We start from the raw sequence: 10857 nt of genomic DNA on the forward strand, positions 1-10857 counted from the left end.
CCATTCTTACGATTGCAATAAGCGCAAATCCAGAAAGTAAAAATGGGTCAATAAAAATATTTTCATTAAACTGAAACTTTCCTGAAGAAATCTTTTTCCAGCCCATAAAATGTTGATTGCAGGCAACAACAACACCGAAAATACCTATCACCAGTGACAAGCATTTAATTATCCAGTGATATGCAAATGGCAATAATAATGCACCACCTAAAATACCAATCACCGTCCTTTGTACACGGCAATAAGGACAAATATATACATTTCCAGAAATCTCAAGAGCCCAGGCAATAACACAAAGAGCTATCGCATATAAAATATTAAAAGGCCACCCACTTTTAAATCAATATATACGTGATGTTACAAAGCGAAAGGTAAGAAATTGATGTCTGTTTTATGCGGAGGTTTTGTACTTTTTAAATGCATATAGATTTGTCTGGCTGCATTTATCAATAGTCACGCAACAGTGCTTTGGATTTTAGATTAAATCCAGTTTTTAGTGAACGTGTTAATGGATTTATTTTCTAAGCGAGTAATGCTCGAACAATGCTCACTTTCGGTCGGCGTTTTTTGTCTAAATGTTCGCAGTATTCAGCCATATGTTCTGGTTTACCAACTGCACCATGAAAAGATTTTGTAAATTTAATTGAGAGCTTTAGCCAGTTTTCAGGGGGAAATACCCAAACCATTTAACAATTGTTTTCCGTTGTGCCCGTTTGGTTTTGTAACTCACCAAAGGCTAAATAATCGAAACTATCACTTTGATCGCCCACATCACTTGAAAGTAAACGCGTAGAACCAAAGCCGTCATAGTGGAAGGTGTTTGTGGTATTAGTGCTGTCGGTTTGACTGATTAAGTCATCACCATAAAGGTAGGTTTTTAATCGGCTGCCGAGGCTATCTGTTTCGGCAATCACTTGTGCATAAACTTTGGAGTTGTCGATTAGGTAGAGTGTTGCCTGACTATTAACCGTTTTACTGGTACCTTCTCGCCAAGGCGAAAGTAACTTGCTTGTAAATTGAGCCTAATTTATCGCAAGTGTTAAAGTTAAAAAAGGCGCATAGCGCCTTTTTCATTACTTACCCATAGCAAACTGCAAATTAGGTTCTGGTAGGTCAATTTTTGATAGGGTTATTTTTTCGCCCTTCATAAACGCATGCATTACCTCTAACACCTTGGGCGAAACCGTATATAAATTGTGCCCAGCATTGGTTACTGTTACTTGAGTAAGTTTACTCAAGCCTGTAACTGATTGAATTTGCTCACTAGGGTACGTTCTGCCATCGAGGCTACCGGTTAGTAGCAAGGTTGGTACATTACTCTTTAACGGTGTTCTAAAGTCATCGCCTAAATCGAGTTTTTTATCGATTAGGGCTAGTGCTGGCATCGGGAAATTAAGTGCTTCACCCAATAAACTTGATGCTGCTTCGGCACGTACTCTCGCGAGGCGTTCGTTTGAAATGCCCGATGCAACATCCATAGCAAGCGACATTAATCTAAAGTGAATGTGTTCCTCAGCAAATATGCCACGACCTAAAATATTCTGTAACAGTGCATAGTTGCCTTTGTCGAGGTCTTGATACACTTGTATCAGCATTGCTAAATATTGGTTTGGATCGGCAATCATCATGCTTGCTAGCATCTGCATATGATGTTTTTGAAAGAGCAAAGTATAAGGCTCACCACCGCGTTTAGGCACAGTCACGGTAACAGGGTTTGCGGCTAATTTCATATGCACACGCTTCATTAACTCTGGCAAATCAGGTACTTGATCTTTTAATGCTTGTTTATTGATTATGCTTTGCACATTTGAAAAATAAGCGTCGGTTTCACTTGGTAGCTTTACTGTTTGATTAAGCCCTTCTGCACTGGCAATTATCACTTTTTCAATTTCGTCAGGCATATATTTTAGCGCGGTCATCGCAAGGTGGCTGCCGTACGAAATACCCCAAAGTGTAACCTTATCTGCATTTAAGTGTTTACGTAAATCACGAATATCAAGCGCATTTTGTACGCTAGTATAACCATAAACATCAATGCCTTGTGCTTGCCAGTTAGTAAAGCACTCTTGTGCCGCTTGCTTATATCTTGCATCAATTTCTGTTTTCGTAATCACCTCGTTTAGCCCAACAGTAACACTAGAAACGCATGGAGGTGCAGACTCAGAAACCCCTGTGCCACGTTGGTCTAGTGCAATCACATCACCATATTCCCGTAGTGCCATAAATAGGTCAAATCGTTTATTTTTCGCAGTGCTTATCCCTGAGCCGCCTGGCCCACCCGCAAGGTAAACAATAGGCGCACCATGAAACTTTCCAGTTGCAGGAAAGCGCACATAATTTACACGTATCGTTCTACTTTTCGGGTTGTTGCGGTTTTCTGGTACAAAATAGTGTCCTTCATACGCAGCCACTTTCGTCCCATTCGTTGCGGCGAACTCAATTTGCTTTTCGTTTGGAAAAACGTCGGCTGCAGTTACCGACGCTGCGCAAAATTCACTTAATAATGTAATTGTGCTTATAATAGCGAGCTTAAATTTCATAATCATTCTCCGGTTTTATTGACCTGTGTTCGTTATGTGTATTAAGCGTTAAGCTACTGGCTCATGCCAGAAGTAACCTGTAGAAGGTATTGATTTTCATATAGATACGTTAAACGGTAGTGTTTTTTCGACTAACGGTAGTAAGGTAAATACTAAAATGAGAGCACAAACTCGGTGGCTGATATCATTCTGTTTAATGTTAGCAAGTTGTATTGCTCATACTAGCGAGCTACTGCCCTTTAGCCATAATCAAGCTGTCATTGTGTGTCAACTTACAAACAACAACATCCAACCTAGGTTTAATGAACCAAACTGCATTGACACAACTCTTGGACAAGTTGATCCACAAAATACCTATCTCTGGCTAAAAATTACTTTCCCATATCCAGAAGCACTAAACATTATTAATAAGCCACTCGGTTTGTTTTTATTTGCTAAAAGCGCATCAAGCATTTATTTAAATGGTGAGCTACTCGGGCACAATGGTTTGCCCGCAGTTGATAGTAAAGAAGTGGTTGGGAAAATGGATACCGTATTTTACGTACCTGAGCAACTGCTTCGCCAATCAAGCAATGAGCTTTTAGTGAATTTGTCGGCACAACACAGCGTTATTACTCTCAGGCACCCGATTCATTTTATTGGCTTTGGTCACTTTAAATCGCCGCAAAGTTTCATTCAAACCTTTAACTGGCTTGGCTTAATTTTGCTCGGCGCATTTTTAGTTGGTGCTGTGTATTTTTTAAAGCTCAGTTTTTCACCGGAAAACCGCTCACCATATCGCATATTTTTGTTTTTATGTTTACTCGCAGCGCTGCAACTATGCGCCGAAATATCGCGTGGTTTTATTCAGTATGAATACGTTTGGCACGATATTCGATTAATTGTGGTCACAGCATGTTCGTTTTTATTTGGCCTTTGTATATTGCTTTATACATCAATGAAGGTGTTTGCAAAATCAGCGTTTCATTGGTTTTACGGTGGGTTAGTGATGACCTTATTGGTTGTGTTATTTGCCCCAGGATTTGATGCAAAAACCACAGCAGGTGTGTTTTTCCCGTTAATAATTGGTGTTATACAGCTGTATATTGGTTGGTACAACACAAAGCAACAAAACTACCTAGTATGGCTGTTAGTTCAATTAGTGATCACCGTAAGTATTTTGCTAAGTGCGGCCAGTTTCCATGAAATCACTTACTTTATTTTTATTGGTGTGTTGCTGTGTTATTTCTTTTGGCAACAGGCGTCAGAGCATCAGCATCATTTACTGATTTTGCAGCAAGAAAAAGAAAAAATCGCCAAGCTTGAATACATACTCAAGCAAAATAGTCAGCCAGCCTCAGCGCAAAAAATTGAAGTGTCTATTGCGGGTAAGCTTGAATTAATCAACGTAGCCGACCTTGCCTATTGTAAAGCTTCGGGCGATTACGTTGAGCTACATTTAGTCGATAACACAGAAAAGCTTTATTCCGGCACCTTAAAACAGCTCGAAACACTCCTACCTAATGATTTTCTAAGAGTTCATCGCTCATTTGTGGTGAACTTACAGCAGGTGAGTTCGCTTTCAACTAAGTCAACGAATGAAAAAACAAATAACCACTTGGTATTAAGAAATAGTGCCGAAGTGCCTGTTAGCAGGCGTCTTGTGCCAAGTGTACGGGGCTCGTTAAAATTATTAAGTTGATGAATTAATTTAAGATTGAGCCACCGCTTACTCATCTTTTTCGTATTGTTTTAGTACCGCCAACATTTCTTCTGAAATAGGCGATTTTTGCCCTGTTTTCATATTAAACATCACGACATTAGCGTAGCCTGTGGTGCAAATGGCTTGCTGTGATTCACTAAACGCCTCATAGCGCATTGTAAAACGGTCACTTTTAATATCAGTAATATATGAGCCAATATACAGAGTATCAGGAAAGGTAACTGGGCGTTTATATTGTGCGTAGGTGTCTCGTAATACTGGGCTGCTAGTCGGGTCTGACAACACTGAAAGTAAACCCGTTTGTGTTAAAAAATCGATTCGCGCTGTTTCAAAATAGCGAAAATAAGACACATTGTTAACATGCCCTAACGCATCCATTTCGCCCCATACAACATTGATTTTGGTGTGGATCGGATATTTTTCGAGAAATGCCTGCATTTTGATGCCTTTATTATTTTAATGATATAGCAGCTTACCAACTCATTGTACCAGTCACAAGCGTTAAGTGATTAGGCACTAAAAGCGCTTTTTTACCAGTTCATAATAGTGATGGAGAGCTGTAAGATTGTGGCTATTGATACCCAAATAAAATAAGGAACTTGTAACAGAGCGACCGATTTATAATAAGGCCATATTTTGTAACTCAGCCAAATGATACTTGCCCAAACAATTACTATGTCGAGAGAGGCAAGCGGAAGGTTCCTAAAGCCAAACTGAATTGGCGTAAAAGCAATGTTAGCTAAAAGATTTACTAAAAAAGGAAGAACTATTATACGCGGTAGTTTGCCTCTAAAAATTTGCACAAAAACAAAACCAAAGGTCAGCAAAATAATTGGGTAAAGGGTTTGCCAAACGAGCCCGATAAATTGCGGGCTTGGTGTCCAGTAAGGTTTTGCTAAGGCGTTATACCAGTCGATAAAATTGCCATATTCCATAACGGTTATCTTGTTTGTTAATTACGAAATATTCTTACGTATGGTACGTTTTTTTTGATCACCAACAAAACCTAATGTTTGGCTGTTCCCTAACTTAAATAAAAAATTAATTTCTAATTATCTATACGATTACTTATTCTTGTGCGGTAACTGAAGAATTAAGCAAACCATTCCTACGATTGCAATAAGCGCAAATCCAGAAAGTAAAAATGGGTCAATAAAAATATTTTCATTAAACTGAAACTTTCCTGAAGAAATCTTTTTCCAGCCCATAAAATGTTGATTGCAGGCAACAACAACACCGAAAATGCCTATCACCAGTGACAAGTATTTAATTATCCAGTGATATGCAAATGGCAATAATAATACACCACCTAAAATACCAATCACTGTCCTTTGTACACGGCAATAAGGACAAATATACACATTGCCAGAAATCTCAAGAGCCCAGGCAATAACACAAAGAGCTATCGCAAATAAAGCAATCCAAACGCGCTTTTCAATTAAATATTTAATATCAATGTGCTTCATAATTTGAGTAAATTGAAAAAATTTTCGTGATAATATCACACAAAACACTTTAGTTATATGTTATTTCATTAAGGAATATAAATTGGATTGATACATAGTGCTTGCTTTAGAATGATGTACATTACAAAACCATTTAATTGTATCTTGTCGACCTATCCTATGTATGCTCTAAACGGTGTTTTATTGTTAATCTCTAATCGCTTTTTTACTATCCATAGCAAACACGATTACTACCGTTAATAAACCGACAACGATAGGTCGATAGACATCAAATGGTTCTGTGGGTGTTAAAATAATCTGACCTAATGCAATGCCTGTAGCAATGCCTAACGCACATTTACTGTATTTTATAAGGAGTTTGTTCATTTTGTTTTGCCTTACTTAATCGAATATCTATCTAGCGTGTTAATCCAATGATTAAACGATTACCTTATGAACTACATTTTCATGTTAAGAACAATGTATTATTGCCACTAACTTGTGCGATCGTATTTTAGTCTCTTTGACTTAGAACCATCTTGCTTAAATTACGTACGGAGAGATTTTCAGGTTAGTGGTTGATTTAAGGCATGAAGTTAAAAGCAATTTTTTGGACGACTGAGCAATTGGCTAGCACGGGTTTTGCTTCTGATAATTATTATTGCGTTTTTCACATTAATAGCACTTCTCTCATGTTATATCAGCAAACCAAACTATACTAAAAACCGGATCTCCGATTATGTGTTTTGTATTATGCGATATATTTTTTGCTGGTTAATTCTCTTTTCAAGTACACTCATCGCCAACCCATTGCCTGTGAATATTGTTTCAGATGTTTTACAACCTGAAGACGCGGACAAACTGGATATGGGGTTTCGTATTCTGCTCAACCTAACAAATCAACTCGAAGCGAAAGGGCGTATTTCTGCTAAATTAATCCCTGCAAGTCGACTCAGGGAATGGCGCGAGCTTATTAGCCAACCCGATGTCTGTTTATACAACAAAGTTAAAACACCTGAGCGAGAACGCTTTGCTAAATTCACTGCCAAACCGATTGTCGCTTTTCCACCTAATCGATTCGTTGTTCATAAAACAACCACATTACCAAGTAACGTTTCGTTAGCGCAAATATTAAAAGACAATTCACTCCGCATCGGTGCCGTGAGCGGTCGCGCATATAGCAAACATATTGATGCCCTTTTCAAAGCCCACAACGGACAAATTGTGTGGATATCAGGTAAAGATGCAGCAAAGCGATTACGTCTTATGTTTGCAAAAGGAAAGTTTGATGCGGTCATTGAATACAGCGCAACGTTTATCAGTGAACCAGGTATAGATGTTAATCAACTTAGTTTTCACAAATTAGATGAAGCAGGCGATGTTGTATTTGGCTATATTGCATGTGCCAACTCTGAGCTAGGCAAAGCTGTTATTGAAATGTACAACAAATTACTTAGCAAGCAGAGTAACCAAAAAATGATAGTAGAATCGCATTACGTGGAGTTTTTTGGCCAAGAAGCATATTTTTTACAAGAAGCCATAGCACAAAAATTAAAAGAACCTTAATCAATGGATGCATGGCTTACTATATTAGGCTAATTGATCACATGGTTAAGCTTGAAGCTAGCTTCAAGCTATTTAAACGCACATTACCTGTTAAACGTTTTATTGAGTTAACTGATCATAGCAAGCTTTTCTTCTGTCAAATTATGACAAATTGTTTGCCATTCTGCTGTTTGCTTTTTACCTTCCGTTCTGCGGCCAAACAGTGTCAGTAAGGTGTCGCCTTGAGCGTCAAAAAACTCAATTGAGGTGACTACCGTTTCGCCATTATCTGTCGGTTTTCTCACAACAAAAGCGCGATCAAATTGTTGTGCTTTTGCATGTAAGTTAAACTGCGGATCGAGCACGTTATACCACTCACCCACTTGCTTTAATGTGTTAACTTGCCCTGAATAGATTTGCACCGCGCCGTGATTACCCACGAACACCATAATTTCTTGCGCTTGCGCTTTCACTGCTTCAAGTACTTCAGGTAAAACATTGCTTGGGATTTCATAACTCCATGGCGAACCCACTAAATCTAACGCCTGAACACGGCCAAGATTATGCGTATCAAGCAATTTAGGAAACAGATGAACATCTTCAAGTTTTGCCCATGCGGCTCTAAACGCAGCGAGCTCTTCTTCACTCAGTACACGCAAAAGCTGAGTTGGTTTTTCTTCTGATGTCACAGTTAGTTTATAAGCTGGTACCTTAAAGCGCTCTTTTAAATTAACCAATTCAGACATGTTTGATTGTGCTGTGGTAAACACTTTATGAACGGCTTTGCCCGCAATATCAAAAAACTGAATACTTGAGTGATGTTCAGATTCAACCAAAAATACACTGTGCCATTTATGTAAAAACAATCTTAAATCAATGCCACCTGGGTTAATGGCAACGCCCATTAAGCTATCATTGCGCTCTGAAATGTAGAGTTTTTCATAAACCCCTTTGATCTCATTTACAACATGGTTATTACGGGTAAGCGCCATCACATGGCCAAGCTTTTTAAACGTCTTTAAAATTTCTGGGATTTTAGTTGGGTCTAAACTCGTTACATTTACACCAACCATTGCGTTAAGTAACTCAGCTTCACTAACACCCAATTTTTCTGCAGCATCTACCGCTCTTAGTCTTGGCGTTTCAGCTTGTAGCTGTTGGTAGTTTTCAAGTAATGTATTCATGTGATTTCTCCTAAAAACGCCAGCTAACTTGCGTTTTAATATTACGGCCTAAACCGTAATCCCCAATGCCACCACCGGTACCAGCCATAAGCTTGTACTCTTTATTAAATAGGTTATCGACCGCAACACGTAGGTTCAATTTGTCAGTCAGCGACCAGTTAGCATACAAGTCAACCAATACGTAGCTATCTTGAGTTTGCGTTTCATACGAACGGGTTGCACGGTCATACACTTGTACATCACGGGCAGCATTGTGCGTTATTTGAGAACCAATACGTAATGCGTTATCAAGTGCAAACATACCTGCTTCTAATGCCACTTTATCTGCTGGTAAGTACCACAACGGCTCGCCTGTGTGATCTTGTCCATCAATATTGCTGTAGGTTAGATTGCTGTAGAGCATGGTTGTGGCAAAGTTGACTTCAAACTCAATGCCGTCGCGGTCATTACTAGCGCGATTTGCATATCTTGGTGCAGGTAGCGGATTCGCTGCTTCACTGGTAACTGAAGTAATTTCATCATCAACATTGATATCAAAATAGATAAAGCGTGCAGTTAGCGAGTCGTTGTCTGTAATAAGGTTTTTGGCATCAAAGGTCATGCCTAACTCAGTGTTATCACTGTATTCAAGGCCTAAATCTAATGCAGGCTGACGGCCGCCATATTGGTCATATAGCTCATCCAATAACGGTGCGCGAAAACCTGATTGGCGATTGGCAAATACAGCAAAGTTTGAATTAACCTGATAACTCAAACTAATGGCAGGCGCCCAGTCGCTGTGTGATACCTCTGTTTTAAGGCTACTATATTGCCCTGCAAATTTAGCAGTTGGTTCAGTTTTATAGTGCTCATAACGAACACCCGCAATAACTGTTAAGTCAGCTAATTTAAATTCGTCTTGGATATATAGGCCGGTACGCTTTTGTGTGCCGCCCGGTTGAGAGGTCATTTCAGATTTTCGCGGTGTATCACCATACTTCACGCAGCGGTATGTTTCATAATCCACTTCTTCACAAGGCAAGGCTGTTTTTTCACCGATACGTTCTTGATCTGTGTATTGCACACCATAAGTTAAAGTATGCCCGCTTAAGCGCGAGTTATTCATCACATCTAATGTGGTGATGTTATATTCGTAATTTGACTCAATGCCAATAAAATCGGCAAGCATGCCTTCACCATCCGATTCAGTCACATGGCTGTTTGAAAAGCCAAGTTTCATTGTTAAGTCAATCAGCGGATTGTTTTCAGGCACTAATTCATAACTGACGTTAGCAGTGGTTTGCTCAACTTCGCGATAGACCGTTCCCCATGCGCCCGGATCGGTTGTATTAAATTCTGTGCGTTGACTATCTTCGGTTTGCGAGAAAGTCGTGCCAACAATAGATTCATCTGTTAAGAAATACTCACCTTTAAATAATAAAGACGTATTTTTAACTGCTGAATTGTCTAAGGTTTCGTCATTAGAGAGTTCAAAGTCGTCACTATCACGCTTGATAACCGCAGCAAGTAAATCGAGCGACTCTGTTGGCCTTGCAAAAGCATAAACACTGCCATTTTTTTGTTCGTTATTACTGTCGTAACCCAGTTTAACTAACGCGCCAGCTGTTTCACCTTCGCTTAAAAAATCAGCCGCATCTTTAAGTTCAAGTTGTACAACACCACCGAGTGCGCCACCGCCATGTAAAACCGTGCTGGTGCCACGCTTAATACTGATTGTGCGATAAAGTTCTGGGTCGGTAAATAAACTACCCATGCGATACTTTTCGAACGTTTGTACCATGCCATCTACGGTAACCAGTACATCTTCTGCATCACTAAAACCACGAATATTGAACTTATTACCTGTGGAGCGAGGGCCGCCACTTGCACTCACGTTTGGGATCATATCGAGGGTGTCAAAAATGTTATTTGCTAGTTTTTTCTCAACATCTTCTGAAGAAATAACATTAACCGCTTGTGCCGAATGTAACACTGACTTTTCAGTTCGAGTTGCTGTTACAGTGACCGCATCTAATGAAGTTTCAACTAAGTTAGAGTCTTTTTTAAGTGCATTTGCATGCGACATTGTTGGCAATGTTGCAGCAATAGAAAGACAGATAAGAGATAAACGCATGAGTTACTCCAAAGTATAATTATTCTTTCGCCGTAAACTTAAAAAGTCCCTTTAAATTCAGCGATGGTTTTTAGTAATCCAATGTTTGTAAGTGCAAACCCCTTGCAGATACAAACAACAAACATTCAATATGCTTTAATTAATTTACGGGTGGGGACTATAACACAACAAATCTAAATGATAACTGTTTTTATTCGTGTTCAATCAATATATTTGCAATTGCGATATTTTGCTGGCTTAACGCTGCCAGGGTTTGCACTAAATACTCACTCGGTACTCGCTTATCCACTGCTATAAAAACAGGCGTGGCAGTTGCGTTATGTTCAAG

The 10857-nt window shown here is 39.2% G+C and carries 12 protein-coding genes; 2 read left to right on the forward strand and 10 right to left on the reverse strand.

Annotated features, from left to right (window positions below):
• From ABYD77_RS14795 to ABYD77_RS14810, 4 genes are all read right to left on the reverse strand, one after another.
• The coding region (locus ABYD77_RS14795) for a disulfide bond formation protein B (protein ID WP_372770903.1) at nt 1–316 on the reverse strand (316 nt) is incomplete at its 3' end.
• A gap of 205 nt (nt 317–521) precedes the next feature.
• Entirely contained in the window at nt 522–686 is a 165-nt protein-coding gene (locus ABYD77_RS14800) for a hypothetical protein (RefSeq protein WP_372770892.1), read from the reverse strand.
• Complete coding sequence (locus ABYD77_RS14805; RefSeq protein ID WP_372770893.1) at nt 687–914, reverse strand: hypothetical protein; 228 nt, start codon at nt 912–914, stop codon at nt 687–689.
• A gap of 159 nt (nt 915–1073) precedes the next feature.
• On the reverse strand, nt 1074–2540 hold the full coding sequence (locus tag ABYD77_RS14810; protein ID WP_372770894.1) for an alpha/beta fold hydrolase: 1467 nt from the start codon (nt 2538–2540) through the stop codon (nt 1074–1076).
• Nucleotides 2541–2697: 157 nt separating this feature from the next.
• On the opposite strand from ABYD77_RS14810, the gene ABYD77_RS14815 reads away from it, so the two are divergent.
• Complete coding sequence (locus ABYD77_RS14815) at nt 2698–4221, forward strand: LytR/AlgR family response regulator transcription factor (RefSeq protein ID WP_372770895.1); 1524 nt, start codon at nt 2698–2700, stop codon at nt 4219–4221.
• Between the two features lie 27 nt (nt 4222–4248).
• On the opposite strand, the gene ABYD77_RS14820 is transcribed toward ABYD77_RS14815, so the two are convergent.
• The 4 genes from ABYD77_RS14820 to ABYD77_RS14835 all read right to left on the reverse strand — a co-directional run bounded on the left by ABYD77_RS14820 (nt 4249) and on the right by ABYD77_RS14835 (nt 6074).
• Nucleotides 4249–4680, reverse strand: coding sequence for an acyl-CoA thioesterase (locus ABYD77_RS14820; protein WP_372770896.1), 432 nt, complete (start codon nt 4678–4680; stop codon nt 4249–4251).
• Nucleotides 4681–4772: 92 nt separating this feature from the next.
• Complete coding sequence (locus tag ABYD77_RS14825) at nt 4773–5177, reverse strand: TspO/MBR family protein (protein ID WP_372770897.1); 405 nt, start codon at nt 5175–5177, stop codon at nt 4773–4775.
• Nucleotides 5178–5306: 129 nt separating this feature from the next.
• Entirely contained in the window at nt 5307–5747 is a 441-nt protein-coding gene (locus tag ABYD77_RS14830; protein WP_372770898.1) for a hypothetical protein, read from the reverse strand.
• A 147-nt stretch (nt 5748–5894) separates the two neighbouring features.
• Nucleotides 5895–6074 carry a hypothetical protein gene (locus ABYD77_RS14835; RefSeq protein WP_372770899.1) on the reverse strand — a complete coding sequence of 60 codons (180 nt, stop codon included), beginning with the start codon at nt 6072–6074 and terminating at the stop codon, nt 5895–5897.
• 366 nt (nt 6075–6440) lie between these two features.
• Here ABYD77_RS14835 and ABYD77_RS14840 point away from each other — a divergent pair, with 366 nt between their 5' ends.
• Complete coding sequence (locus ABYD77_RS14840; protein ID WP_372770900.1) at nt 6441–7253, forward strand: ABC transporter substrate-binding protein; 813 nt, start codon at nt 6441–6443, stop codon at nt 7251–7253.
• 107 nt (nt 7254–7360) lie between these two features.
• Here ABYD77_RS14840 and ABYD77_RS14845 read toward each other — a convergent pair whose 3' ends face one another.
• Nucleotides 7361–8416 (reverse strand): hemin-degrading factor, encoded by a 1056-nt coding sequence (locus ABYD77_RS14845; RefSeq protein ID WP_372770901.1) that lies wholly within the window; start codon nt 8414–8416, stop codon nt 7361–7363.
• Nucleotides 8417–8426: 10 nt separating this feature from the next.
• Nucleotides 8427–10529 (reverse strand): TonB-dependent receptor domain-containing protein, encoded by a 2103-nt coding sequence (locus tag ABYD77_RS14850; RefSeq protein ID WP_372770902.1) that lies wholly within the window; start codon nt 10527–10529, stop codon nt 8427–8429.
• Nucleotides 10530–10857 lie beyond the last annotated feature (328 nt).

The organism is Pseudoalteromonas sp. (assembly GCF_041629635.1).
Lineage (GTDB): Bacteria > Pseudomonadota > Gammaproteobacteria > Enterobacterales > Alteromonadaceae > Pseudoalteromonas.